The 23,248-nt window shown below is 70.4% G+C and carries 25 protein-coding genes and 1 pseudogene; 17 read left to right on the top strand and 9 right to left on the bottom strand.

Annotated elements, in window-relative coordinates; all coding sequences use genetic code 11:
• Nucleotides 1-315, bottom strand: a pseudogene (locus AVE30378_RS21535) (NADP-dependent malic enzyme); the annotation flags it as partial.
• A 107-nt stretch (nucleotides 316-422) separates the two neighbouring features.
• Between AVE30378_RS21535 and AVE30378_RS21530 the strand changes: the two are divergent.
• The 5 genes from AVE30378_RS21530 to AVE30378_RS21510 all read left to right on the top strand — a co-directional run bounded on the left by AVE30378_RS21530 (nucleotide 423) and on the right by AVE30378_RS21510 (nucleotide 4,390).
• Nucleotides 423-1,391, top strand: coding sequence for a LysR substrate-binding domain-containing protein (locus AVE30378_RS21530; RefSeq protein ID WP_129243151.1), 969 nt, complete (start codon nucleotides 423-425; stop codon nucleotides 1,389-1,391).
• Between the two features lie 130 nt (nucleotides 1,392-1,521).
• Nucleotides 1,522-2,064, top strand: a complete 543-nt coding sequence (locus AVE30378_RS21525) for a hypothetical protein (RefSeq protein ID WP_129243148.1) — start codon at nucleotides 1,522-1,524, stop codon at nucleotides 2,062-2,064.
• Nucleotides 2,064-2,555, top strand: a complete 492-nt coding sequence (locus AVE30378_RS21520; protein ID WP_129243164.1) for a hypothetical protein — start codon at nucleotides 2,064-2,066, stop codon at nucleotides 2,553-2,555. The genes AVE30378_RS21525 and AVE30378_RS21520 overlap by 1 nt, the downstream gene beginning before the upstream one ends.
• Before the next feature lie 60 nt (nucleotides 2,556-2,615).
• Nucleotides 2,616-3,419, top strand: a complete 804-nt coding sequence (locus AVE30378_RS21515; protein ID WP_129243146.1) for an AraC family transcriptional regulator — start codon at nucleotides 2,616-2,618, stop codon at nucleotides 3,417-3,419.
• Nucleotides 3,420-3,499: 80 nt separating this feature from the next.
• Nucleotides 3,500-4,390 (top strand): DMT family transporter, encoded by an 891-nt coding sequence (locus AVE30378_RS21510; protein ID WP_129243144.1) that lies wholly within the window; start codon nucleotides 3,500-3,502, stop codon nucleotides 4,388-4,390.
• Here AVE30378_RS21510 and AVE30378_RS21505 read toward each other — a convergent pair.
• Nucleotides 4,387-4,869, bottom strand: a complete 483-nt coding sequence (locus AVE30378_RS21505) for a MarR family winged helix-turn-helix transcriptional regulator (protein WP_129243142.1) — start codon at nucleotides 4,867-4,869, stop codon at nucleotides 4,387-4,389. The genes AVE30378_RS21510 and AVE30378_RS21505 overlap by 4 nt on opposite strands.
• A gap of 168 nt (nucleotides 4,870-5,037) precedes the next feature.
• Between AVE30378_RS21505 and AVE30378_RS21500 the strand changes: the two genes are divergently transcribed.
• Nucleotides 5,038-6,441 carry an MATE family efflux transporter gene (locus AVE30378_RS21500; RefSeq protein WP_244235115.1) on the top strand — a complete coding sequence of 468 codons (1,404 nt, stop codon included), beginning with the start codon at nucleotides 5,038-5,040 and terminating at the stop codon, nucleotides 6,439-6,441.
• Here AVE30378_RS21500 and AVE30378_RS21495 read toward each other — a convergent pair.
• Nucleotides 6,362-7,333 carry a LysR substrate-binding domain-containing protein gene (locus AVE30378_RS21495; protein ID WP_129243140.1) on the bottom strand — a complete coding sequence of 324 codons (972 nt, stop codon included), beginning with the start codon at nucleotides 7,331-7,333 and terminating at the stop codon, nucleotides 6,362-6,364. The two genes, AVE30378_RS21500 and AVE30378_RS21495, sit on opposite strands and share 80 nt — an antisense overlap.
• Before the next feature lie 204 nt (nucleotides 7,334-7,537).
• Between AVE30378_RS21495 and AVE30378_RS21490 the strand changes: the two genes are divergently transcribed.
• The gene (locus AVE30378_RS21490) at nucleotides 7,538-7,876 is read left to right on the top strand and encodes a sel1 repeat family protein (RefSeq protein WP_129243160.1); all 339 of its coding nucleotides are present in this window, start codon (nucleotides 7,538-7,540) and stop codon (nucleotides 7,874-7,876) included.
• Nucleotides 7,873-8,643: a sulfite exporter TauE/SafE family protein gene (locus AVE30378_RS21485; protein WP_129243138.1), complete on the top strand. Its 771-nt coding sequence runs from the start codon at nucleotides 7,873-7,875 to the stop codon at nucleotides 8,641-8,643. The genes AVE30378_RS21490 and AVE30378_RS21485 overlap by 4 nt, the downstream gene beginning before the upstream one ends.
• A 9-nt stretch (nucleotides 8,644-8,652) precedes the next feature.
• Here AVE30378_RS21485 and AVE30378_RS21480 read toward each other — a convergent pair whose 3' ends face one another.
• The gene (locus tag AVE30378_RS21480) at nucleotides 8,653-9,438 is read right to left on the bottom strand and encodes an SDR family NAD(P)-dependent oxidoreductase (protein ID WP_129243136.1); all 786 of its coding nucleotides are present in this window, start codon (nucleotides 9,436-9,438) and stop codon (nucleotides 8,653-8,655) included.
• A gap of 228 nt (nucleotides 9,439-9,666) precedes the next feature.
• On the opposite strand from AVE30378_RS21480, the gene AVE30378_RS21475 reads away from it, so the two are divergent.
• Nucleotides 9,667-9,999 carry a hypothetical protein gene (locus AVE30378_RS21475; protein WP_129243134.1) on the top strand — a complete coding sequence of 111 codons (333 nt, stop codon included), beginning with the start codon at nucleotides 9,667-9,669 and terminating at the stop codon, nucleotides 9,997-9,999.
• Here the strand turns inward: AVE30378_RS21475 and AVE30378_RS21470 are convergent.
• Nucleotides 9,983-10,534 carry a GNAT family N-acetyltransferase gene (locus tag AVE30378_RS21470; RefSeq protein WP_129243132.1) on the bottom strand — a complete coding sequence of 184 codons (552 nt, stop codon included), beginning with the start codon at nucleotides 10,532-10,534 and terminating at the stop codon, nucleotides 9,983-9,985. The two genes, AVE30378_RS21475 and AVE30378_RS21470, sit on opposite strands and share 17 nt — an antisense overlap.
• Nucleotides 10,535-10,541: 7 nt before the next feature.
• Nucleotides 10,542-11,114: a helix-turn-helix domain-containing protein gene (locus AVE30378_RS21465; protein ID WP_129243129.1), complete on the bottom strand. Its 573-nt coding sequence runs from the start codon at nucleotides 11,112-11,114 to the stop codon at nucleotides 10,542-10,544.
• Between the two features lie 80 nt (nucleotides 11,115-11,194).
• Here AVE30378_RS21465 and AVE30378_RS21460 point away from each other — a divergent pair, with 80 nt between their 5' ends.
• The 5 genes from AVE30378_RS21460 (at nucleotide 11,195) to AVE30378_RS21440 (ending at nucleotide 15,742) form a co-directional block, all read left to right on the top strand.
• Complete coding sequence (locus AVE30378_RS21460) at nucleotides 11,195-12,739, top strand: phospholipase D family protein (protein WP_129243127.1); 1,545 nt, start codon at nucleotides 11,195-11,197, stop codon at nucleotides 12,737-12,739.
• A gap of 10 nt (nucleotides 12,740-12,749) precedes the next feature.
• A complete protein-coding gene (gene alkB, locus AVE30378_RS21455; protein ID WP_129243125.1) occupies nucleotides 12,750-13,409 on the top strand; it encodes a DNA oxidative demethylase AlkB in 660 nt (219 codons plus the stop codon).
• A gap of 93 nt (nucleotides 13,410-13,502) precedes the next feature.
• Nucleotides 13,503-14,498 (top strand): formylglycine-generating enzyme family protein, encoded by a 996-nt coding sequence (locus AVE30378_RS21450; RefSeq protein ID WP_129243123.1) that lies wholly within the window; start codon nucleotides 13,503-13,505, stop codon nucleotides 14,496-14,498.
• Nucleotides 14,499-14,560: 62 nt separating this feature from the next.
• Nucleotides 14,561-14,947 carry a VOC family protein gene (locus AVE30378_RS21445; protein WP_129243121.1) on the top strand — a complete coding sequence of 129 codons (387 nt, stop codon included), beginning with the start codon at nucleotides 14,561-14,563 and terminating at the stop codon, nucleotides 14,945-14,947.
• A gap of 48 nt (nucleotides 14,948-14,995) precedes the next feature.
• A complete protein-coding gene (locus AVE30378_RS21440; protein WP_129243119.1) occupies nucleotides 14,996-15,742 on the top strand; it encodes an SDR family oxidoreductase in 747 nt (248 codons plus the stop codon).
• A 16-nt stretch (nucleotides 15,743-15,758) separates the two neighbouring features.
• Here the strand turns inward: AVE30378_RS21440 and AVE30378_RS21435 are convergent, their stop codons facing one another.
• Nucleotides 15,759-16,277, bottom strand: a complete 519-nt coding sequence (locus tag AVE30378_RS21435) for an MgtC/SapB family protein (protein WP_129243116.1) — start codon at nucleotides 16,275-16,277, stop codon at nucleotides 15,759-15,761.
• A gap of 152 nt (nucleotides 16,278-16,429) precedes the next feature.
• Here AVE30378_RS21435 and AVE30378_RS21430 point away from each other — a divergent pair, with 152 nt between their 5' ends.
• Nucleotides 16,430-17,212, top strand: coding sequence for an SDR family oxidoreductase (locus tag AVE30378_RS21430; protein WP_129243114.1), 783 nt, complete (start codon nucleotides 16,430-16,432; stop codon nucleotides 17,210-17,212).
• A gap of 631 nt (nucleotides 17,213-17,843) precedes the next feature.
• Here AVE30378_RS21430 and AVE30378_RS21425 read toward each other — a convergent pair.
• Nucleotides 17,844-18,542: an HAD family hydrolase gene (locus AVE30378_RS21425; protein WP_165360260.1), complete on the bottom strand. Its 699-nt coding sequence runs from the start codon at nucleotides 18,540-18,542 to the stop codon at nucleotides 17,844-17,846.
• Between the two features lie 77 nt (nucleotides 18,543-18,619).
• Nucleotides 18,620-19,603, bottom strand: a complete 984-nt coding sequence (locus AVE30378_RS21420; RefSeq protein ID WP_129243106.1) for a Bug family tripartite tricarboxylate transporter substrate binding protein — start codon at nucleotides 19,601-19,603, stop codon at nucleotides 18,620-18,622.
• An 87-nt stretch (nucleotides 19,604-19,690) separates the two neighbouring features.
• Between AVE30378_RS21420 and acnA the strand changes: the two genes are divergently transcribed.
• Complete coding sequence (gene acnA / locus AVE30378_RS21415; protein WP_129243104.1) at nucleotides 19,691-22,324, top strand: aconitate hydratase AcnA; 2,634 nt, start codon at nucleotides 19,691-19,693, stop codon at nucleotides 22,322-22,324.
• Nucleotides 22,321-23,214 (top strand): GntR family transcriptional regulator, encoded by an 894-nt coding sequence (locus AVE30378_RS21410; RefSeq protein WP_129243102.1) that lies wholly within the window; start codon nucleotides 22,321-22,323, stop codon nucleotides 23,212-23,214. Before acnA ends, AVE30378_RS21410 begins: the two co-directional genes overlap by 4 nt.
• Nucleotides 23,215-23,248: the final 34 nt, after the last annotated feature.

The raw sequence follows: 23,248 nt of genomic DNA, 5'->3' as shown, positions 1-23,248 counted from the left end.
CAGCCCGGCGAACTTCTTGAACAGCACCGCCTTGCCTTCCATCACCGGCTTGGAGGCCAGCGCGCCGATGTTGCCCAGCCCCAGCACCGCCGTGCCGTTGGTGATCACCCCCACCAGGTTGCCGCGCGCCGTGTAACGGTACACATTGGACGGGTCGGCCACGATCTCTTCACAGGCCGCCGCCACGCCGGGGGAATACGCCAGCGCCAGGTCGCGCTGGTTGACCAGCGGCTTGGACGCCACGACCGAGATCTTTCCCGGGGTGGGGTATTCGTGATAATCCAATGCCGCCTGGCGGTCCGACTGGTTGTTCATGGGGCAAAGCCTCCTTGTCTTGATGTTGGAAAAATTCTAGGCTTCAAGACATAAGAAGATCATTCGGATTTAATATTGTTCCATCACCTTTACGTTATGTATTCCCCATGACCGCCTTCGATCCGGACCTCGTCATCCGGAAATTGACCTCGCGGCTGAAGATGCGTCACCTGATGCTGCTGCTGCAGATCGAGCAGCACGGCTCCCTGACCCGGGTGGCCGAACACATGGCCACCAGCCAGCCCGCCGTCACCAACGCCCTGGCCGAACTGGAAAGCACGTTCGGCGTGTCCCTGTTCGACCGCTCGGTCCGGGGCATGACGCCCACGCCCCTGGGCGCCGTGGTGCTGGCCCGGGCCCGCAGCCTGGTCCACGACCTGGAACACCTGGTGCAGGAAATGGAGGCGGTGGCGGCCGGCCACGCGGCCCACCTGCACATCGGCGTCATCCCGTTCGTCTCGGGCCAGATGCTGTCGTCCGCGATCGGCCGCACGCGGCCGGCGGGCAGCCAGATCACCGCCACCATCCACGAGGGCCAGGGCCCCGCCCTGCTGCGCCAACTGCGCGACCACACCCTGGACCTGGTGGTGGGCTGGGCCACGCCGTCCGTGGACATGACGAACATCTCCTTCGAGGTGCTGTATCGCCAGCAGCCGCGGCTGATCGCCAGCCGCCGGCTGGCCGCCCGGCTGGGCCGGTCGCGGCTGGAATGGAACCGGCTGGCCGACCTGGACTGGATCCTCGGCACGCCCGGCAGCCCGATCCGCGAACAGGTGGCCGACATCTTCCTGCGCGCCGGGCTGGCGCCCCCGCCGCCCTCGGTGCAAAGCGACTCGTCCAAGCTGATCGGGGAAATGATCGTCGCCAGCGAGCGGGCGGTCACCATCCTGCCCGCCGACATCGCCGACGAACTGGTGCGCATCGCCGGCGCGGCCATCGTGCCGTATTCGTTCGACTGGACGCTGCCGCCGATCTCGCTGTTCACCCGCTCCGACGGGCTGCGCCGCAACGTGGACGCGCAGTTCGCCGCCGCGCTGCGCGAGGTCTACACCAACGGGGCGCGCCCGCCCGCGTAGGGCCGGCCGACACTGAAAAGGCCCGCGCCGCCGCGGCCGGAAAATTGCCAACAAATGCAAATCCGCTGTCTGCGCGGCCGCGCGCGCTCCTATACTTGCCGCGCCAAGTATCACGCAGGAGGCAAGCAGCTTGTCGTTCCCATTTCCGCCTATCGCCGCGGCCCGCGGCGCGATCGTCCTGGCCGCTCTGGCGGCGCTGTCCGGCTGCAATTCGCTGCTGAACGAGGGCACGGGCGCCGCCGCCGGTATCGCCGGCACGGCCATCGCCAACCAGGTCACGGACAACGCCACGGTGGCCACCGGCATCGGCCTGGGCGTGCAGGCCGGCGCGAAGGCCGCGCTGGCCTACGCGCAGCGCAAGACCCGCGGCGAGGAACAGGATGCGATCGCCATGGCCGCCGGCCCGCTGGCGGTCGGGAAAGTCGCCGGCTGGCAGGTCAGGCACCAGCTTCCCATCGAAAGCGACGCGCAGGGCCAGGTCACGGTCAGCCGGCTGATCGGCGGCGTGGACCTGGAATGCAAGGAAGTGGTTTTCTCGATCGACACCCCCGCCGACCAGGCCGGCGCTCCGCCCGCGCGCGAGTTCTACGTCACCACCGTCTGCCGGGACGGCGAGCACTGGCGCTGGGCCAGCGCGGAACCGGCGACCGCGCGCTGGGGTTCTCTGCAGTGATGCGCGCAGCCTGCCTGCTGGCGGCGGCCGCCAGCCTGGGACTGGCCGGATGCCAGAGCTCCTCCATCGGCGGCGCGACGGGCGCCGTGGTGGGCACCGTCAGCGGCGCCGCCACCGCCAACCCGGTGGCGGGCTACGCCATCGGCGTCACGGTGCAGGCCGCGGTGGACGCCACCGTGAAATACGTGCTGCGGGAGTGGAAGAACGACCAGCAGAACGTCATGGCCAACGCGGCCGGCGAACTGCCCATCGGCCAGGTCCGGCAATGGCAGATCCGCCACGCGCTGCCGGTGGGCAACGAACGCGGCGGCATCCAGGTGGTGCGCGACATCGACACGCCGCTGACCCGCTGCCGCGAAGTGCTGTTCACGGTGGAGCAGGACGAAGCGCCCGCGCCCGCCTACGCCAGCCTGATCTGCCGCCAGCCCGGCGGGCAGTGGAAGTGGGCCGCGGCGGAGCCCTCGGTGGCCCGCTGGAACGGGCTGCAATAGCTTGATCGCGCCGGGCCCGGCGGGCGATACTGCCCGCAAGCCCTTGCGCACCCTTTCCCCATGAACCCAGGCCAGTTCGTCATGCTCCGCAGCGCGCTCGCCGGCGTACAGGCCGTGGCCGCGCACAGCCGGCACGCGTTCGCGCGGCACACGCACGAACAGTTCGGCATCGGCGTCATGCGCCTGGGCGCGCAGGTGTCCCACAGCGGCCGCGGCCAGGTCCAGGCCGGCCCCGGGCACGTCATTACGGTGAATCCCGGCGAAGTGCACGACGGCGCCCCGATAGGCGGCGCGCGCGCCTGGCAGATGCTGTACCTGGACCCGGGCGTGGTGGCGCGGGCCGCGGCCGACCTCCGCGCCGACGGGCGCGGCTACGAATTCGAACACCCCGCGCAGGACTGCCCCGCGCTGGCCCGGGACGTGCTCGCGCTCTACGCGCAGGCGACGGCCGGCGCCGCGCCGCTGGCCTGCGATGCCCTGCTGCTGCGCATCCTCGCGCGGGCGGGCGTCCCGGCCGCCGGCGCCCGCCGCCGGGAACCGCGCGCCGTCCCCGAGGCCATCCGCCACGCGCGCGGCCTGATCGACGACGATCCGGCCGCGGCGCTGTCGCTGGCCGACCTGGCCGCGGCCAGCGGCCTCAGCCGCTACCAGGTGCTGCGGGCGTTCGCGCGCGCCACCGGGCTGACGCCCCACGCCTACCAGATGCAGCGCCGGCTGCTGCTGGCGCGCGGCCTGATCCGGCAGGGAACGGCCCTGGCCGACGCCGCGGCGGCGGGTGGCTTCGCCGACCAGAGCCACATGACCCGCCTGTTCGTGCGCGCCTACGGCGTCTCCCCGGGACGCTACGCGCTGGCCGCCGGCTGAGCCGCGCAATTTCGTTCAAGACCGGGCCGCGGCCCGCCGCCTACGCTGCGTCTTTTCCCCCGAAAGGCGCGGACAAAACCATGAACAGCCGGATACAGGGCTATTGCTGCCTGGCCGCCGCCATGGTGCTGGTGGGCAGCACCGTGGTCGCCAGCAAGATCATCGGAACGGGCCTGCCGCCCTTCACCGCGACGGCCCTGCGCTTCGCCGTCGCCCTGCCCTGCTTCGGCGCGCTGATGGCGCTGACCGGCGCGCGGATTCCGCGGCTGGGCCGGCGCGACTGGCTGCTGCTGGCGGCGCAGGCGATTGCCGGCAGCGTGGGCTACACCGCGCTGCTGATCGCCGGCCTGCAACGCGCCTCGGCGGTCGATGGCGGCATCATCCTGGGCACCCTGCCCCTGGTGGCGGCGGCGATCGCCATCGCGCTGCTGGGCGAACGCCCGGGCAAGTCCACCCTGGCCGCCATCGCCGCGGCCGGCTTCGGCGTCTGGCTCATGACGCGTCATTCCGCCGCCGGCGCGGACGGCGGGTCTTCGCTCGCGGGCAACGCGCTGGTCCTGGGCGCGGTGCTGTGCGAAGGCCTGTTCATCCTGCTCAACAAACGGCTGCGCGTGCCGGTGGCGCCGCTGGCGCTGTCGACCGTCATGGCGGCCTTCGGCCTGGCGTTCTCGGCGCTCGCCTGCCTGGCCGAAGCGCCCTGGACCCTGCCCCTGCCGGCCGCCGCCCTGGCGGCCGTGGGCTACTACGCGCTGGTGCCCACGGTGGGCGGGTTCCTGCTCTGGTATGCGGGCGCCGCCCGCGTGAAGGGTGCGGAAGCCGCGCTCTTCACGGCCCTGGCGCCGGTGTCCGCGGTGGCGCTTGCCGCCGGCCTGCTGGGCGAACCCCTGGCCGGCGGGCAGCTTGCGGGCATGGCCTGCGTGCTGGCCGGGGTCGCGATCCTCGGAATGGCCCGGGCCGGGGCAGGGCACTAGCCGCGGCTGAACGCCGACGCGAATTCCTCGGAAAAAATATCGGCCAGCGAACGCCGCAGCGCGGCCGCGCGCTCGGCGCCGTAGGCCGCCTCGAAACGGCGCTGCGCCTCTTTCCACAGGCGCCTGGATTCGGTCAGCTTGGCGCGCCCCGCTTCGGTCAGCTCCACGCGGCGGCTGCGGCCGTCCAGGGGATCGCGCGAGGTCTGCACGTAGCCGTCGCGCTCCAGCGGCTTGAGATTGTGGGCCAGCGCGGACCGGTCCAGCACCATGGCCCGCGCCAGGTCCGTCATCGACGGCGAACCCGCGCGCGCGATGTGCACCAGGATCGAATACTGCGACACCTTCAGGCCGCAGGGCGCCAGCACCGCGTCATAGAGCTGCGACACGCGCCGGGTCGCCTTGCGCAGCGCCGCGCCGTTGCAGACCAGCGGATCGGGGGCATTGAACGGGACGGGCGCGGGAGACGGGTGGTCGGACATGGCGGGGGGCGGGAAGAGGAACGGGGAACGGCACGGGCTCAACGCTACCGCCGGGGAGCGTCCGCGTCCAGGCCTTGCGCATTTCCGCGCAGGCGGGGCCCGGCCGATTCTTGACATTTATTGGCATATGCACGTAAATACCGCATACGCCACCATCGGCCTGCCTCCATGTCCGTCCCGCCGACACCCCGCCCCGCCAACGCACGCCTGCAGGCCATGCTCCACGCGCCGATCGCCCCCACGCTCGCGCGCCTGGCGTGGCCCAATATCCTGATGATGCTGGCGCAGTCCTCCACCGGCCTGATCGAAACCTGGTTCCTGGCGCGGCTGGGCACGCCCGTGCTGGCCGGCATCGCCCTGGTGGTGCCCGTGCTGATGCTGATGCAGAACATGTCGCAGGGCGCGATGGGCGGCGGCATTTCGGCGGCGGTGGCCCGGGCGCTGGGCGGGGGCAGGCAGCGCGAAGCGGACCAGCTCGTGCTCCACGCCGTCGCGCTGAACGCGCTGCTGGGGCTGGTGTTCTGCGCGCTCCTGCTGGTCTTCGGCCCGCTCCTGTACCGCGCCCTCGGCGCCGAAGGCGCCGCGCTGGAGGCGGCCCTGGCCTACTCCGACGTCGTGTTCGGCGGCATCGTGCTGATGTGGCTGATGAACGCGTTCGCCAGCGCCATCCGCGGCACCGGCAATATGCTGGTGCCCGGCGCCGTGATCTGCGGCGGCGCCCTGCTGCTGGTCCCGCTGTCGCCCTGCCTGATCTTCGGATGGGGCCCGTTTCCCGCGCTGGGCGTGGCGGGCGGCGGCTGGGCGCTGGTGATCTACTACGGGCTGGGCGCGCTGATCCTGGGCGCGTACTGCGCCAGCGGCCGCAATGCCGCCCGCCTGGTCCCCAGCCGGCTGTACCTGGGGCTGATGCGCAATATCCTCAGCGTGGGCGCGCTCGCCACGATCAATCCGCTGCTGACCAACGCCCTGGTGGCCCTGACGGCCGCGCTGGTCGGCGCCTACGCGGGCACGGAAGCGGTGGCGGGCTACGGCATCGCCGTGCGGCTGGAATACCTGCTGATGCCCATCGCCTTCGGGCTGGGCGCGCCCATGGTCGCCATGGTGGGTTCCAACATCGGCGCGGGCCAGCCCGAACGCGCGCTGCGCATCGCGCTGACCGGCGGCGCGATGGCCTTCGCCCTGGCCGAGTGCATCGGCCTTGCGGCCGCCTTCTACCCCGAGGCCTGGCTGCGGCTGTTCGGCGCGCAGGACCACATGCTGCAGGCCGGGGCCGGCTACCTGCGCACCGTCGGCCCCGTCTATGGCTTCTTCGCCCTGGGTTTCTCGATGTACTTCGCCTCGCAAGGCGCCGGCCGCCTGAAGTGGCCGCTGGTCGCCGGCTTTCTGCGCCTGCTGCTCGGCATCGGCGCGGGCGGCGCCGCGCTGCACCTGACCGGATCGCTGACCGTGTTCTACGCGGTCGCGGCCAGCGCGATGTTCGTCTACGGCATGGTCATCCTGGGCGCCGTCGCCTCGGGCTCCTGGTTCGGCCAGGGGCATCTCCGGAAACGCGGGCTGTTTGCGCGTCCCTAGACGCGTCCCTAGGCGCGCCGCGCAAGGCGTATTCCACCAGCTCGGCCGCATAGGCCGGGAGCGTCTCGCGCACGCACAGCACCAGGTCGCGCGCGGCCCAGTCGTCGGCCAGGGCCACGCGCCGCACGCCAGCGGCGCGGCCATAGCGCGCCGCCGCCACGCGGGGAACGATGCCGATGCCCACGCCCTGCCCGACCATGCGGCACACGGCGTCGAAGCTGCGCAGCCGCACGCGGTAGGACAGGACCCTGCCGCCGCGCCGCGCGTGGTGCGCGATGTGCTCCTGCAAGGCGCTGCCCTCGACCAGCCCCACGAACTCCTGGTCCGCCACGTCCGCCAGCATGACCGACGCGCGCCCGTCCAGCGGATGGCCCGCCGGCACGATGAGCGCCAGGGGATCGTGCCGGAACGTGAGCGTGCGCAGGCCGTGCAGGTCGGCGGAATCCGCCAGCACGCCGATATCGCAGGCGCCGGCGCGCAGCGCATCGGCGATCTCGTGGCTCAGGCGTTCCTCCAGGTCGACGGACACGCGGGGATGGTCCTTGAGGAACGCGCCCAGGACGGGCGGCAGGTATTCGCTCAGCGCCGTGGTGTTGCACAGCACCCGCACGTGCCCCTTCAGCCCCTGCCCGTAATGGTCCAGTTCGCCCCGCATGCGGTCCATCTGCGCCAGCACCACGCGCGCGTGGTGCGCCAGCGTGCGGCCCGCCGGCGTGGGCTCGACGCCCCGCGGACCGCGCAGCAGCAACGGCACGCCCAGTGTGTCCTCCATGCCGCGGACGCGCTCGCTGGCCGAAGCCAGCGTCATGTGGGAGCGCCGGGCGCCGGCCGTGATGGAGCCCGTTTCCTGCACGTTGAGGAAGAGGCGCAGGTCGGTGAGGTCGAATCGCATGGAAAAAGCGTAGCACGCCAGCCTCAGGTAATGCCATAGGCTTGCTACGCGAGATCCCGATGCGCGTTTCGGTCTTTGGGGACGACAATGAAGTCCGATCCAACCCTACCGCGGGAAAAAACCATGGAAACCCTGAAGACATGCCGCGCCGCGGCGCGATGGCCCGGGCTGGCCCTGATTGCCTGGTCTCTGCACGCCTCAGGCATGGCCGAAGCCGGCAGCGGCCTGGGCCCGCCGATCTCGCCCGCGCAGCAGTATGCGCTGGCGCTGGAAGCCCAGACCCTGGGCGACTATGCCGCCATGGCGCAATGGCTGCGCGCCGCCGCCGGCGGCAGCCATGCGCCGGCGCAGCGCATGCTGGGCGTGGCGCTACTCGGCGGCCCCGCGCTCTACGGCCCCGCCCTGTCCGCCGACCTGTGCGAAGGGCGGCGGTGGCTGCTGCGGGCCGCGCGCCAGGAACCCGCGGGAACGGCGGACATGGCCTATGCCCTGTTCGGCCGCCCCCGCGGCGATGCGTTGACCGCCCCCTGCGAGGCGCCATGAATCCATTCGAACCGCTGCCCGGCGGCACGCCCGCGCTGTTCGCCGCCATCGTGTCGGTGTTCGTCCTGGCCGGGGTGGTGAAGGGCGTGGTGGGCCTGGGCCTGCCCACCATTTCCATGGCCATGCTGGCGCTGGTCATGGCGCCGGCCCAGGCCGCCGCCCTGCTGATCGTGCCGTCGCTCGTCACCAACCTGTGGCAGGCCCGTCCGTGGCCCGCGCTGCCGGCGGTCCTGCGCCGCGTCGCCGGCATGCAGGCGGGCATCTGCGCCGGCACCATCGGCGGCGCGCTGTGGCTGGGCGCGCCCTCCGGCCAATGGGCGGGGGTCTGCCTGGGCCTGGCGCTGGTGGCCTATGCCGCCTGGGGCCTGTTCGGATCGCCGCCCAGGGCGCCGGCCCGGCATGAAGGCTGGCTGGGCGCCGCGGTCGGCGCCGTCACGGGCCTGATCACGGCGGCCACCGGCGTGTTCGTGATCCCGGCCGTGCCCTACCTGCAGGCCCTGGGCCTGGGCAAGGACGGACTGATACAGGCCATGGGGATCTCGTTCACGGTATCCACCGTGGCGCTGGCCGCGGGGCTGTGGCTCAATGGCGGCTACACGCCCGAGGCGGCGGGGGCGTCCGTGCTGATGCTGCTGCCCGCGCTGGCCGGCATGGCCCTGGGCCAATGGCTGCGCGCCAGGCTTTCGGCCCGGACATTCAAGCTGTGCTTCATGGTCAGCCTGGCGCTCCTGGGCGCGTACCAGGTCGCGCGGGGCCTGGCCCCCTAGGCCCCCCCGTCACGCGGCCAGCCGCCTTTCGTCCACGAAACCGATGGACACGGACATCTCGCGCCAGCGCGCCAGTTCCTGCTGCACCGACTGGATCTTGGCGCGCGCCTGGTCGAAGGCGTCACGGCCCAGGAACAGGTGCAGCGGGGCGTACTGCGCCTGCGCCGCATTGATCAGCGCCTGCGCCATCTTCGCGGGATCGCCGCCCGCATCGCGCCCCCGCGCATGGCCCGCCGAACGCATCGCGCCCGGATACACGAGCGACACGCGGATGCCATGGGGCGCGGCCTCGGCCGCCAGGGCCTCGGTCAAGCCGCTGACGGCGAACTTGGTGGCGCTGTAGGCGCCCCAGTCCGCGCAGCCGCCGTCGAAGCCCAGGATCGACGAGATGTTGAAGACGTGCCCGCCGCGCTGCGCGCGCAGGCGCGGCAGCACCGCGCGGATCACGTTCAATACCCCGAATACGTTGACGTCGAAATTGCCGCGCAGGTCCGCGTCCGACAGGCTGTGCAGCTCGCCCTGCAAGCCATAGCCCGCGTTGTTGACCACCACGTCCAGCCCGCCGAACGCGGCGGCCGCGGCGTCCACGGCCCGCCGCACTTGGCGCTCGTCCGCCAGGTCCACCGTCAGCGGCAGGAAGCTTCCTTCCAGCTTGGCGCCCACGGCGTCCAGCAGCGCGTCGCCGTCGCGGGACGTCGCGGCCACCTTGTGGCCCTGCTCCAGCAGCATCTTTACCAGGTTCAGGCCCAGTCCCGCCGACGCGCCCGTCACCAACCAGATTTTCTCGGTATTCATGCGATTCCCTTCCCTTGCTTGCCATGCCGGCCGCATGCCGGACACGTGTAGGGATGGTAAGAATCGCGAACCCGCGCGTACAGGCTCGTTCTTGCGTGAAATCTGCCTATTCCTGCTTCGATGCGGTCCGGCGCCGTCAGCCCGAGGCGCCGCGGGAGCGGCCGGGCCGGGAATGAAGGATAATCCGCCTGTATTCAGCCGCGACGCGGTTTTTTTTCGGAGTTAGCCATGTATCGCGGCATTCAGGCGATCGAACAATTCATGGAATCCATCGGCCTGACCTGGAGCCCCGGCTCGACCGAACGCGCCGAGCTGAAAGTCAGCTACCGCATCGGCAATACCCGGCCCCTGGGCATCGACCGCACGCTGGTGGAATTCCACTGCGACCCCAAACGCGCCAAAGTCTGGGTGCCGGAGTTCTCGCGCACCAGCTTCCACCAGTGGTTCGAAGTGCCCTACCAGGAATTCGAGTTCACGCCCGGCGGCTCGATGCTGAAGATCAAGGCCCCCGCGCGCGGCAACGCCCCTCCGTACAGCGTGGGCATCAAGCCCCTGGCCTGACCAACTGTTTGTACATGATCGTCGTCGCGTCCAGCTTGCCCGCGTCGCGCGGGTCGCGGCTGAACCCGGGAATCGTGCCGACGGTCCGGTAGCCCATCGACGCATACAGCGGTTCCGCGCTGTCGCCCGTGCGCGTGTCCAGCGTGATCAGGCTGCGGCCCCGCCGGCCCGCCATGGCCTCGGCCTCGGCCAGCAAGGCGCGCGCGATGCCGCGGCGGCGGAAATCCGGATGCACCAGCAGCTTGCGCACCTCGGCGCGGTGCGGCTGGTTGGGCGGCGTATCGCAATCCAGTTGCACCGATCCCGCCACCCGCCCGTCCTGCCGGGCCACCCACAAAGCCAGCGCGCCGCCGGCCACGCCCGGCAACACCTTCGCGCGCCAGTAAGCCTGCGCGTCCTCTGGCGTGTACGGCAGGACGAAGCTGACGCTGGCGCCGCCTTGCACGCAGGCGTGCAGCAGGCCGGCCAGTTCCGCCAGCAGGGCGTCGGCATCATCCGCCGACAGGAGCGTCACTTCATAAGGGGTTTGGGACATGGTGGACTCAGACGATGAAGAGCAGGTATCGGGCGCCGGTGTGCGGCGGGGTGGAAAATTCGCTGGCGCCGAACAACTGATAGCGCAGGCAATCGCCGGGGGCCAGGCGGTAGGCCTGGCCGTCGACGGTAATGGACAGCTCGCCTTCCAGCATCAGCAGATGGTGTTCCAGGCCCGCCCGCGGCGAGCGTTCATAGGCGATGCGCGCGCCGGCCGCCAGTTCGCAGGCCAGCACCTCGCCCGCCAGTTGCTGCGCGGGCGGTGAAACCGAGCGGCGGCGGAAACCCGCGCTGTCGTCCACCCACACGGCCTGGGCCTGCTGCGGCACCAGCGGCGCGAATTCGTCCTCGACCATCAGCATCAGGCGCGACATGGTCAGGCCGTAGGCCGCGCACAGCTTGCCCAGCACGCTGGCCGTGGCGCTGACCTCGGCGTTCTCCAGCCGCGACAGCGTGGCGCGGCTGACCCCAGCGCGGCGGGCGAGTTCATCCAGCGGCCATCCGCGTTCCTGGCGCAGCGCCTTGAGCCGGCCGGCGATGCGCCGGTCCAGGCCGGCGTCGGAAGGTATCGTGTTTTCCATATAAGAGAATTTCTCTCAAATACGGAACGCCGTCAAGCTCCTACTACAGCCCTCAGGGCGATTTCGGCACAATATGGGTCATGCACCTGGCCACCCCCCTCATCATGACCTCCCTCTGCCTGAGCTTTCTGAGCGGCTGCAGCCTGCCCTCCCTGGACAAGCGCAGCGAGTCCCGCGCGCTGACTCCCGAGGCAGCGCAACACACGCCGCTGGGCCAGGCCATCGCGCCCATGGCGGCCGCGCATCCCGGCAAGTCCGGCATCCATCCCCTGCCCGACGCGTACGACGCTTTCGCCGCGCGCATGCTGCTGGCGCGGGCGGCCGAGCGCAGCCTGGACGTGCAGTACTACATCTGGCACAACGACATGACCGGCACCATGCTGCTGGAGGCCCTGCACGAGGCGGCCGACCGCGGCGTGCGGGTGCGGCTGCTGCTCGACGACAACGGCACGGCCGGGCTGGACGACGAACTGTCCGCGCTGGACGCGCACCCGAACATCGAGGTGCGGCTGTACAACCCCTTCGTGCTGCGCTGGCCCAAGACGCTGGGCTACCTGACGGACTTCAGCCGCCTGAACCGCCGCATGCACAACAAGTCCTTCACGGCGGACAACCAGGCCACCATCATCGGCGGGCGCAACGTCGGCGACGAATATTTCGGGGCGGCCAGCGGGGTGCTCTTCACCGACCTGGACGTGCTGGCCATCGGCGCCGCGGTCAATGACGTATCCATGGATTTCGACCGGTACTGGGCCAGCGAATCGGCCTACCCGGTGGACCGCCTGCTCAAACAGCCCGAGCCCGGCGGGCTGGACGAACTGGAGCAGGCCGCCACGCAGGTCGAACGCTCGCCGGAAGCCGCCGCCTATGCCGAGGCCATGCGCAAGCTGCCGTTCATCAAGCAACTGCTGCATGGCGAGCTGGCGCTGGAATGGGCCGACACGCGCATGGTCAGCGACGATCCGCGCAAGACCCTGGGCACCGCGCCGCCCGAAGCGATGCTGCCGCACCAATTGCACGAGATCGTCGGCACGCCCACGACGGACCTGGAGCTGGTGTCGCCCTATTTCGTGCCCACGGCCACCGGCACCCAGGCCTTCGCGCAGATGGCGCGGCGCGGCATCAAGGTCAAGGTGCTGACCAACGCGCTGGAAGCGACGGACGTGGCGGTGGTGCATTCCGGCTATGCCAAGCGCCGCAAGGATCTGCTGGCCAGCGGCGTAGAGCTGTTCGAGATGAAGCGCATGTCCGCCAACGTCGAGCACAACAAGAGCATGGGGCCTTTCGGGAGTTCCGGTTCCAGCCTGCACGCCAAGACCTTCGCCGTCGACGGCCGCAGGATCTTCGTGGGGTCGTTCAATTTCGATCCCCGCTCGGCCAAGCTGAACACCGAACTGGGGTTCGTCATCGACAGTCCCACGCTGGCGGGCCGCATCGCCGAGGCCTTCGAACGCGAGATCCCCCTGGCCGCCTATCGCGTCTGCCTGGACGACAAGGGCGAACTCTACTGGCTGGAACAGCGCGGCGGCGACACCATCCGCCACGACACCGAACCGGGCACCACCGTGTGGCAGCGCATGTCGCTGTGGTTCGTGTCGCTGCTGCCGCTGGAACCGCTGCTGTAGGCGTCCGGACATGGCTTCGAACCTGGAGCTTTTCGGCGACGGCGCCCCCGCGCAAGGCGGGCGCGCGGCGCTGGGCCCGCAGTCCGTCGTGCTGCGCGGCTACGCCCTGCCGATGGTCGACGCCCTGCTCGCGGGCGTCGACGCGGTCACGGCGCGGGCGCCCTTCCGCCACATGGAGACGCCGGGCGGCTACACCATGTCGGTGGCGCTGACCAACTGCGGAACCCTGGGCTGGACCAGCGATGCCCGCGGCTACCGCTACACCCGCCAGGACCCGCTGTCGGGCCAGCCCTGGCCCGCCATGCCCGAAGCCTTCGTCCAGTTGGCGCGGGCCGCGGCGGCCGACGCCGGTTTCCCCGGCTTCGCGCCGGACGCCTGCCTGGTAAACCGGTACGAACCGGGCTCGCGGCTGTCGCTGCACCAGGACAGGAACGAGCACGACTACGGCGCGCCCATCGTGTCGGTGTCGCTGGGCATGCCCGCCGTCTTCCTGTTCGGCGGCGACGCGCGCGCGGACAAGGCCTCGCGCACGCCGCTGTTCCATGGCGACGTGGTCGTCTGGGGCGGCGCGGACCGGCTGCGCTACCACGGCGTCATGCCCATGAAGGACCTGCCGCATCCCCGGCTCGGCAGCCTGCGCATCAATTTCACCATCCGCAAGGCGGGCTGACGGCCCGCCCCGCATGAGGGTTCTCCACCTCTGGCCGGCCGGCCGCGGCGGCTCTACCATTGCGCACCTTCCCGCCCCGCGTTCCGGAACCCCATGCGTACACGATCCGCCCTGGCCTTGCTGTGCACCCTGATCGCGGCGTCCGCCCGGTCCGCCGAGCCGCCCCCGGCCCTGATCGAAAACTCGCTGGGCATGGCCTTCGTGCGCATACCCGCCGGCACCTTCCTGATGGGCAGCGACGAAACGCCCGAGTCGCTGGCGCGCGCCTATCCCCAGTATCCGCCGGCGCGGTACGCCCAGTTGTCCGACGAGGCGCCGGCGCATACCGTGCGCATCACGCGCCCGTTCTATCTCGAACGGACGGAAGTCACCGTGGGGCAGTTCCGCCGCTTCATCGAGGCATCCGGCTACGTTCCCGAATCCGAGGCCGACGGGACCGGCGGCTACGGCTACAACCCCTCGTACGATCCCGACAAGTCCGAAAGCGGCGACGCCTTCGAAGGCCGCGACCGCCGCTACTCCTGGCGCAACCCGGGCTTCGCGCAGGGCGACGACCATCCGGTCGTGAACATAAGCTGGAACGACGCCACGGCGCTGGCGCGCTGGCTGACCCTGCGGGAAGGCAAGGTCTACCGCCTGCCCACCGAAGCCGAATGGGAATACGCCTGCCGCGCCGGCACTCGCACCCGCTACCAGAACGGCGACGATCCCGAGGCCATGCCCGACGTCGGCAACGGTTTCGACGCGCAAGCCGGGCCGTTCTGGCCCAAATGGGCGGCCTTTGCGTCGGCCCGCGGGGACGGCCATGCCTTCACCGCCCCCGTCGCCAGCTATGCGCCCAACGCCTTCGGCCTGTACGACATGCACGGCAATGCCTGGGAATGGGTCGCGGACTGGTACGGCGAGGACTACTACGCGCATTCGCCCGCGGACGACCCGCAGGGCCCGGCCAGCGGCAATGTGCGCGTCAGGCGGGGAGGCTCCTGGCATACGTGGGCGCTGTACACGCGGGCCTCGTTCCGCAACTGGAATACGCAGGAAACGCGCTATCCGCTGGTGGGCCTGCGCCTGCTGCGGGAGGCCGAATGACGGAGCCGGCCCCCCGTACGGGTTAGCATAGCCGCACGCTCAACCTCAGAGAGAATCCTGACATGCATTCACTGGGCCGTCTCGTCCTGCTCGTGAACGACTACGAAACCGCCATCGCCTTCTACCGCGACAAGCTGGAAATGGAGGTCTATGCGGACCTGCCCGTCGGCCCGCAACGCTATGTGCACCTGCGGCTGCCGGAACAGCCTTCGGTGGGCGTATGGCTGCTGCAGGCCCTGACCCAGGCGCAGCGCGACCGCGTCGGCGACCAGACCGGCGGCCAGCCGGTGGGCGTCTTCTATACCGACGACGTCGCGCGCGACCACGCCCGCTTCGCCGCCCGGGGCGTGCGCTTCACCAAGGAACCGGTGCACGAAGCCGCCGCCGTGTATGCCCATTTCATCGACCTGTACGGCAACGAATTCGTGCTGGTACAGGCGAAGCCGTAGCCTGAAAGCCGGCCCCGGCCGGCCCGCCATTCCGACCAGGAGAACCCCATGTCCAGAGTCATGCTCGTCACCGGCGGCAGCCGCGGCATCGGAGCCGCCGTCGCCAGGCTGGCCGCCCGGCGCGGCTATGCCGTGGCCGTCAACTACCACGCGCGCGCCGACGCCGCCCAGGCGGTCGTGGAAGAGATACGCGGCGCCGGCGGGCGCGCCGTCGCCTTGCAGGCCGACGTCTCGCAGGAGGCGCAGGTGGTGCGCATGTTCCGCGCCGTGGACGAGGAACTGGGCCGCATCGACGCGCTGGTGAACAACGCGGGCATCCTGGAGACGCAGATGCGCGTGGACAGCATGAGCGCCGAGCGCCTGCTGCGGGTGCTGTCCACCAACGTCGTGGGCGCGTTCCTGTGCGCGCGCGAGGCCGTGCGCAGAATGTCGACGCGCCACGGCGGCCAGGGCGGCGCCATCGTCAACGTGTCCTCCGCCGCCGCCCGCCTGGGTTCGCCCAACGAATACGTGGACTACGCCGCGTCCAAGGGCGCGATGGACACGATGACCATCGGCCTGTCCAAGGAAGTAGCCCCGGAAGGCATACGCGTCAATGGCGTGCGCCCCGGCACCATCTACACCGAGATGCATGCCAGCGGCGGCGAGCCGGGCCGCGTGGACCGCCTGAAAAGCGCGATACCGCTGCGCCGCGGCGGCACCGTGGAAGAGGTGGCGGGCGCCGTGATGTGGCTGTTCTCGGACGAGGCCGGCTACACCAGCGGTTCGTTCATCGACGTGTCCGGCGGCACCTGACGCCGCCGCCCGCGGGCTACTTGGGACCCGCGGAGATGACCCGGTTTTCCTGGCGGGAAGCGATGCGCGCCTCGACGCGGCGCAGCACCGCCAGCACGAACAGGGCCATCAGCGTGCTGACCACGGCGGTGGCTTCGCGCCCCATGCCGGCAGCCACGCCGATGGCGGCCGTCATCCAGATGCTGGCCGACGTCGTCAGCCCGTGGATTTCACGTTCATTGCCCAGCTTGATGATGGCGCCCGCGCCCAGGAAGCCGATGCCGGCGATCACGCCTTGCAGCACCCGGCTCAGGTCGCCGACCTGCATGCCGCCCTGCAGCGGCACCAGCACGAAGATGGCCGCCCCCAGCGCGACCAGCATGTGGGTGCGCAGGCCCGCCGCCTTGCCGCTGCGCTCGCGCTCGTAGCCCAGCAGGCCGCCCAGGATCACGGCCATGCCCAGGCGCAGCACGATGCGCGTCGCCTCGCCCGCATCGGGGATGTCGGCGAATTCGCTGCGCAGGGTGGACCAGATTTCCAGCCAGATTTCCGACATCGCCGCCTCCTCGGAGGAAATGGTGAAAGCAGCATAGCAGGCGGCGCGCGCGGGCCGCCACGCCTCGCATGCACTGGCACATATGGGCACAACTGGTTTACAACCTCCTGGTGTCCCGCGCTGTCGCGGGCGAGAACCGACCGGAGGGTTTCATGGATTTGCAGCTAGGCGGTAAACGCGTGCTCATCACGGGCGCATCCAAGGGCATCGGCCTGGCCTGCGCCATCGCGTTCGCCCGCGAAGGCGCCGAGCCCATCCTGGTGGCGCGCGACGACGACGCCCTGCATGCCGCCTCGCAAGCCATCGGCGCGCAGACCGGCCGGCAGGCCCGCGTGCACACGCTGGACCTGGCGCAGCCCGGCGCGGCGGAACGCCTGAGCAAAGAGGCGGGCGACGTCGACATCCTGGTGAACAACGCCGGCGCGGTGCCCGGCGGCGCCCTGGACCAAGTGCAGGACGAGCGCTGGCGCGCCGGCTGGGAACTGAAGGTGCATGGCTACATCGCCCTGGCGCGCCACTACTACCCGCGCATGCGCGAGGCCGGCGCGGGCGTCATCGCCAACATCATCGGCATGGCGGGATCCGCGCCGCGCGCCGACTACATCTGCGGCGCGGCGGCCAACGCCTCGCTCATCGCCTTCACCCGCGCGCTGGGCGGCGAGGCGCCGCGCCATGGCGTGCGCGTCTTCGGCGTGAACCCGTCGCGCACCCGCACCGACCGCGTGCTGACCCTCGCGCGGCAGCGCGCGCAGGCCCGCTGGGGCGAAGAAAGCCGCTGGCAGGAAACGCTATCCGACCTGCCCTTCGGCCGGCTGATGGAACCCGACGAAGTGGCCGACATGATCGTCTTCGGCGCCTCGCCGCGCGCCGGCTACCTCAGCGGAACGGTGATCGACCTGGACGGCGGCGAGCAGTATGCGAGTCATGGGCGGTGAACGGTTCATCCGCCCTGGTCGAGGTCGGTGTCCAACACCTTGGAGGTAAGTGTCTGGCACCCCAGGAGACGCCCTGCATCCTGCATGGGTATCGCGCGGGTGTCTGACACCACATTCGCGCATCGGCGGGTGTCTGACACCCGGGAAGATCGGCTTCATCCTGTACGGGCGTCGCATTGGGTGTCAGACACATGACGCACTGCCCGCTGTCTGGAGGTCAGTGTCTGACACCCCAGGAGATGCCCTGCATCCTGCACGGGTATCACACGGGTGTCTGACACGGCGTTCGTGCGTCGGCGGGTGTCAGACACCCGGGAAGATCGGCTTCATCCTGTACGGGCATCGCATTGGGTGTCAGACACATGACGCGCTGCCCGCTGTCTGGAGGTCAGTGTCTGACACCCCAGGAGACGCCCTGCATCCTGCACGGGTATCGCGCGGGTGTCTGACACGGCATTCGCACATCGGCGAGTGTCAGACACCCGGGAAGATCAGCTTCATCCTGTACGGGCGTCGCATTGGGTGTCAGACACGTGACGCGCTGTCCGCTGTCTGGAGGTCAGTGTCTGACACCCCAGGAGACGCCCCGCATCCTGCACGGGTATCGCACGGGTGTCAGACACTGTCGCTGTCAAGCACCCGCCACCCGCAGCCCCCAGCCGGCCAGCAGCGCCGGCAGTTGCGCCATGTCGGTGAACACGCGGGCCACGCCCACGCCGCGCAAGGCCTCGGCGCCGCTGTGGCCGTTCGCGTCCGGGCTGTATCCGAACACCGTGGCGCCCGCGGCCACGCCGGCGGTCGCGCCGGTCACCGTGTCCTCCACGATGGCGCAGCGCCGGGGATCCACGCCCAGCGCCTCGGCGGCGGCCAGGTACACGTCCGGCCAGGGCTTGCTGCGCGGCATTTCGTGGCCGCTGAACACGCGCCCGCCGAAGCAATCGGCGATGCCCACCTTGGCCAGTTGCAGTTCCACCTTGCGGCGGTCGGCGCCCGAGGCGACGGCGATCCGTCCGTCCAGCGCCTGGTGCAAGGCGCGCACGGCATCCGGCGCGCCGGGTATTTCCAGCAGGTCGCGGTCCAGCGCGTCGTTGCGCCGCTGGCGGAACTGGGCGAACCATTCCTGGCCGAGCGTGGCGCCGGTGCGGGCCTCGATCAGCGGCAGTTCGTCCCTGACGGCCTTCCCGGTGAAGATGCGCATGGTTTCTTCATGCACGATGTCCCAACCCAGCTCGTTGAGCATCTGCGTCAGCACGCGGCTGGTGATGGGTTCGGAATCGACCAGGACGCCATCGCAGTCGAACAGCACGGCGTCAAAGGGAAAATCAGTCATTGCGGCAAGCCGGGGGAAATCCATGAAGCGGGTAAGCATACTTCAAGCGGCCCGGCCTCCCCCGGCGCGGACGCGCCTCAGTTTTCCGCCGTGATGTGCCCGTCCGCCACGACCTTGGCGAACACCGCCGTCTGCGCCTTGATGAAATCGCGGAATTCGTCCTGGCTCATGGGCTGCACTTCCCCGCCCAGTTCGCGCAGGCTGGCCACCAGCTTCTCGTCCTTCAGCGCGCGGCCGATCGCGGCGGCCAGCTTCTGCTGCACGTCCGCCGGCGTCGCGGCCGGCACGAACACGCCGAACCAGTTCTCCAGCGCGTAGTCCGCGAGCGGCGCGTACTCCGCCACGGCGGGAATATCCGGCGCGAACGAGGCCCGCTTCGCGGACGTGACGGCCAACGGCTTGACCTTGCCGCTCTTGATGAAAGGCAGCGCGCCCGCCAGGCTGACGAACGTCAAGTCCACGCTGCCGGCGGCCACGTCCACCAACTGCGCCGACGCCCCCTTGTACGGGACGTGCACCATCTTGATCCCGGCCAGCGATTGCAGCAGCTCGCCGTTCAGGTGCTGCGGATTGCCCACGCCGCTGGTCGCGTAGGTCAGCCTGTCGGGATTGGCCCGGCCGTAGGCGACCAACTGCTCCACGCTGGACACCGGCAGCCTGGGATTGGCGACCAGCACGTTGGGCACGCGAGCTATCAGCGCGATCGGCGCCAGGTCCTTCTCCGGCTGGTATTGCATCTTGCTCTTGAACACCAGCGGATTGATCGCGGTCTCGCCCGCCGAGCCCAGCAGCAGGGTGGCGCCGTCCGGAGCGGAACGCACCACCGTCTGCGCGCCCAGCATGCCGCTGGCGCCGGGCTTGTTTTCGACCACAACCCCTTGCGGCATTTCGCCGCGCAGCCGCTCGGCCAGCAGCCTGCCCATCCCGTCCACCCCGCCGCCCGCGGCAAACGGCACGATCAGGGTCACGGGCCGGCCCGCGGCCGGGTCGGCGGCGTGCAGCGGGGCCGCCGCGGCCAACGCCAGGGCCGCGCCAGCGGCCAGGGTACGGATTGCATGCATGGTCTGTCTCCTGTGCGGCCGGTTCTCTGCCCGGCCGGGTTTTTCCTTAATTGCATTTTATAGATTCAATATGCAAAAATGGCAGCTATGGAAAACACCAATGCCACGCCGCGCCGCGCCAGCTTCACGCTGGACGGCGTCCGCTACACCTATCTGGACCTGGCCGGCGCCTATGGCGAGGCCTACTTCCGCCTGCCCGTGGTGTTGCGGCTGCTGCTGGAAAACGCGCTGCGCAACATGGCCGATGCCGAGCGCGACGCCGCCGCGGCCGCGCTGTTCGGCTGGCTGGAACAGGGCACGAGCGAAGCCGAGATCGCCTTCCAGCCCGGGCGCGTGCTGATGCACGACACCACCAGCACCCCTGCGCTGGTCGATATCGCGGCGATGCGCGACGCCCTGGCCGAGGCCGGCGTCGACCCCGGCCTGCTGAACCCGGTGCTGCCCGTGGACGTATCGGTGGACCATTCGCTGGCGGTGGAAGCCTACGCGCGCGCCGACGCGGCCGCGCTGAACCTGGACCTGGAACTGCGCCGCAACGCCGAGCGCTACCGGTTCCTGCGCTGGGCGTCCAAGGCCCTGTCCAATGTGCGCATCCATCCGCCGGGCACCGGCATCATGCACACCATCAACCTGGAGCAACTGGCCGTCGTGGTCTGCCGGAAGGACGGCGCCGACGGCGTCTCGCTGCATCCGGACATGATGATCGGCACCGACAGCCACACGCCCATGATCAACGGCATCGGCGTGCTGGGCTGGGGCGTGGGCGGGCTGGAGGCGCAGACCGTCATGTTCGGCATGCCCACCCTGCTGCGCATCCCCGACGTGATCGGCGTGCGCCTGACCGGCGCGCTGGCGCCGGGCGTGACCGCGACCGACCTCGCCCTGACCGTGACCCAGCGCCTGCGCGCCATCGGCGTGTCCGGGGAATTCGTAGAGTTCTTCGGGCCCGGCGCCGCCACGCTGTCGGCCGGCACCCGGTGCGTGGTGGCCAACATGGCGCCCGAGTATGGCGCCACGACCGGCTACTTCCCCATCGACGGCGAAACGCTGGCCTATCTGCGCCAGACGGGCAGGCCCGAAGCGCACATCGCGCTGGTGGGCGCATACGCCGAACGGGCCGGCATCGCGCTGGACCCGGACGCCGCGCCTCGCTATACCCGCGTGGTCGACATCGCGCTGGACGGCGTGCAAATGCACGTGGCCGGCCCGAAGCGGCCGCAGGACCTGCATCCCTACACCGGTACGAAGGCCATCCTGCAAGGCCTGGGCTTCGCGCCCCGGGCCCGGGCGGACGGCCTGCCCCGCCATGCCATCGCGATTGCCGCCATCACCAGTTGCACCAACACCTCGGACCCGCGCCTGCTGACGGCGGCGGGCCTGCTGGCGCGCAAGGCGCGCCAGGCCGGCCTGCGCGTGCCCGCCTGGGTGAAGACGTCCCTGGGGCCCGGTTCGCCCGCCGCCGCCGCGTATCTGGCGCGCGCCGGCCTGCTGGAGGACCTGGCCGCCGTGGGCTTCGATATCGTGGGCTACGGCTGCACCACCTGCATCGGCAACTCCGGCCCCCTGCCCGCCGCGGTGCGCGACGCCATGGCGGCCGGCGCGGTCCATCCGGTCGCCGTGCTGTCCGGCAACCGCAATTTCACCGGCCGCATCCATCCCGACCTGGACCTGGGCTTTCTCATGTCGCCGCCGCTGGTCATCGCATTCGCGCTGGCGGGCGACGCCGAGCGCGACCTCGGCCGGGAGCCGGTGCAGATCTCGCCGGACGGCCGCGCCATCCATCTGCGCGATCTCTGGCCCGACGAGGCCGAGATCGACGCCGCGCTGGCCGCCGGCCAGCGGCCCGACGACTACCGCGGCGCGTTCAGGATCGCCAGCGCCAATCCCGCCTGGCAGGCGCTGCAATCGCCGGATACCGCGCGCTTTCCCTGGGATCCGGCATCCACGGCGCTGCGCCGCCCGCCCTTCGCCTCCACCGATGAGGCCGGCCAATTGGGCCGCTACACGGCCCACCCCCTGCTGGTGCTGGGCGACGACGTCACGACCGACCACCTGTCGCCCGCCAGCGCCATCCCGCCGGACAGCCCGATCGCCGACTTCCTGGTCGAGCGCGGCGACAAGCGCGACGACCTGAACGTCTTCGCGTCGCGGCGCGGCAACTGGCAAGTCATGATGCGGGCCGCGTTCTACAGCAAGAGCCTCGTCAACCTGCTCTGTCCCGAGGCCCCCGTGGGCCATACACGGCACGCCCCCAGCGGCGGGATCGAGCCCATCTGGGCAGCCGCGGCCCGCTACGCGCAGGCAGGGCAGCCGGTCGTGCTGGTGGCGGGCGAACGCTACGGCACCGGTTCGTCGCGCGACTGGGCCGCCAAGGGCCAGCGCCTGCTGGGCATACGCGCGGTGCTGGCGGTCAGCTTCGAACGCATCCACCGGTCCAACCTGATCGGCATGGGCATCCTGCCCCTGCGCCTGCCCAAGGGCGTTACGCCCGCCAGCCTGCGGATACGGTCGGGCGACCGGATCGACATCGACGCCGATCCCGCCGCGCTGATGCCGCGCGGCGCGGTGCCGGTGCGCATCCTGCGCGCCGGCGGCGGGACCGAAACGCTGCTGGCCGCCGCGGCCGTCGAGACCCGGCTGGAAATCCGCCTGTTGCGGATGGGCGGCGTCATTCCCGCTATCCTGTCGGACACGATCGAATCGGCCCAATCCCATCCATGAGCGCGCAAACCAATACCGTCAACAAAATCCTGGAGCTGATCAAGGAAGAGCGCCTGCCCGAAGGCGCGCACCTGACCGCGCAGAAGCTCGCGGACCGGCTGCGCCTGTCGCGCTCGCCGGTCAACGACGCGCTGGGCATTCTCGAACAGCACGGCATCGTGACACGCAGGCCCAACCGCGGCTACTTCCTGCGGCAGGATTTCGATGCGCTGACGCAGGACGGCGCCGGGCTCGCGCAGCCCTCCGTGGACGACATCGTGACGCAAAGTTATTTCCGGCTGGCCGACGAACTGCTGCGCGGCGAACTGCCCATGCAGTGCAGCGAAGCCCAGTTGCGCGCGCGCTACGCGCTGACCAACGCGCAGGCCCAGGCCCTGCTGGCGCGCATCTCGCAGGAGGGCTGGGCGCATCGCCGGCCCGGCTACGGCTGGGAATTCTCTTCCATGATGACGACGCCGGACAGCCTGCTTCAGTCCTACCGGCTGCGGCTGGCGCTGGAGCCGGCGGCGCTCCTGGAACCGACGTTCCATATCGACAAGGCCGTCCTGGCGCGCTGCCGCGCCGCGGAAAAGCACCTGCTGGACGGCGGCATCGCCACCGACACGGCGGATCAACTGCACGAACGCGGCGTGCGCTTCCACGAATCGCTGGTGGAAGCGTCGGGCAACCCCTTCTTCATCGACACGATCAAGCGCGTCAACCGCGTGCGCCGCCTGCTTTCGTACCGCTCCATGCAGGACCGCAGCCGCTACAAGCAGCACTGCGACCAGCACCTGGCGATCCTGGACCTGCTGGAGCGCGAACGCAACGAAGAGGCCGCCGAGGCATTGGCCATCCATCTGCGCAGCACCCTGGACAACCTGGCCCGCATCCGCGGCATCCTGGCCTAGGGCCGGCTCCATTCCTACCCGACGAGGCTCGCGC

It is taken from the genome of Achromobacter veterisilvae, assembly GCF_900496975.1.
Lineage (GTDB): Bacteria > Pseudomonadota > Gammaproteobacteria > Burkholderiales > Burkholderiaceae_B > Achromobacter > Achromobacter veterisilvae.
This window is presented reverse-complemented; position numbering and strand designations above follow the sequence as displayed.

Coding starts and splice junctions, on each gene's coding strand:
- AVE30378_RS21490 (WP_129243160.1), top strand. CDS start 7,538: ATGGCCGAAGCCGGCAGCGGCCTGGGCCCGCCGATCTCGCCCGCGCAG.
- acnA (WP_129243104.1), top strand. CDS start 19,691: ATGGAAAACACCAATGCCACGCCGCGCCGCGCCAGCTTCACGCTGGAC.
- AVE30378_RS21505 (WP_129243142.1), bottom strand. CDS start 4,869: ATGTCCGACCACCCGTCTCCCGCGCCCGTCCCGTTCAATGCCCCCGAT.
- AVE30378_RS21470 (WP_129243132.1), bottom strand. CDS start 10,534: ATGTCCCAAACCCCTTATGAAGTGACGCTCCTGTCGGCGGATGATGCC.
- AVE30378_RS21530 (WP_129243151.1), top strand. CDS start 423: ATGACCGCCTTCGATCCGGACCTCGTCATCCGGAAATTGACCTCGCGG.
- AVE30378_RS21465 (WP_129243129.1), bottom strand. CDS start 11,114: ATGGAAAACACGATACCTTCCGACGCCGGCCTGGACCGGCGCATCGCC.
- AVE30378_RS21445 (WP_129243121.1), top strand. CDS start 14,561: ATGCATTCACTGGGCCGTCTCGTCCTGCTCGTGAACGACTACGAAACC.
- AVE30378_RS21500 (WP_244235115.1), top strand. CDS start 5,038: ATGTCCGTCCCGCCGACACCCCGCCCCGCCAACGCACGCCTGCAGGCC.
- AVE30378_RS21430 (WP_129243114.1), top strand. CDS start 16,430: ATGGATTTGCAGCTAGGCGGTAAACGCGTGCTCATCACGGGCGCATCC.
- AVE30378_RS21475 (WP_129243134.1), top strand. CDS start 9,667: ATGTATCGCGGCATTCAGGCGATCGAACAATTCATGGAATCCATCGGC.
- AVE30378_RS21435 (WP_129243116.1), bottom strand. CDS start 16,277: ATGTCGGAAATCTGGCTGGAAATCTGGTCCACCCTGCGCAGCGAATTC.
- AVE30378_RS21440 (WP_129243119.1), top strand. CDS start 14,996: ATGTCCAGAGTCATGCTCGTCACCGGCGGCAGCCGCGGCATCGGAGCC.
- AVE30378_RS21420 (WP_129243106.1), bottom strand. CDS start 19,603: ATGCATGCAATCCGTACCCTGGCCGCTGGCGCGGCCCTGGCGTTGGCC.
- AVE30378_RS21495 (WP_129243140.1), bottom strand. CDS start 7,333: ATGCGATTCGACCTCACCGACCTGCGCCTCTTCCTCAACGTGCAGGAA.
- AVE30378_RS21460 (WP_129243127.1), top strand. CDS start 11,195: ATGCACCTGGCCACCCCCCTCATCATGACCTCCCTCTGCCTGAGCTTT.
- AVE30378_RS21485 (WP_129243138.1), top strand. CDS start 7,873: ATGAATCCATTCGAACCGCTGCCCGGCGGCACGCCCGCGCTGTTCGCC.
- AVE30378_RS21450 (WP_129243123.1), top strand. CDS start 13,503: ATGCGTACACGATCCGCCCTGGCCTTGCTGTGCACCCTGATCGCGGCG.
- AVE30378_RS21410 (WP_129243102.1), top strand. CDS start 22,321: ATGAGCGCGCAAACCAATACCGTCAACAAAATCCTGGAGCTGATCAAG.
- alkB (WP_129243125.1), top strand. CDS start 12,750: ATGGCTTCGAACCTGGAGCTTTTCGGCGACGGCGCCCCCGCGCAAGGC.
- AVE30378_RS21520 (WP_129243164.1), top strand. CDS start 2,064: ATGCGCGCAGCCTGCCTGCTGGCGGCGGCCGCCAGCCTGGGACTGGCC.
- AVE30378_RS21515 (WP_129243146.1), top strand. CDS start 2,616: ATGAACCCAGGCCAGTTCGTCATGCTCCGCAGCGCGCTCGCCGGCGTA.
- AVE30378_RS21510 (WP_129243144.1), top strand. CDS start 3,500: ATGAACAGCCGGATACAGGGCTATTGCTGCCTGGCCGCCGCCATGGTG.
- AVE30378_RS21480 (WP_129243136.1), bottom strand. CDS start 9,438: ATGAATACCGAGAAAATCTGGTTGGTGACGGGCGCGTCGGCGGGACTG.
- AVE30378_RS21425 (WP_165360260.1), bottom strand. CDS start 18,542: ATGACTGATTTTCCCTTTGACGCCGTGCTGTTCGACTGCGATGGCGTC.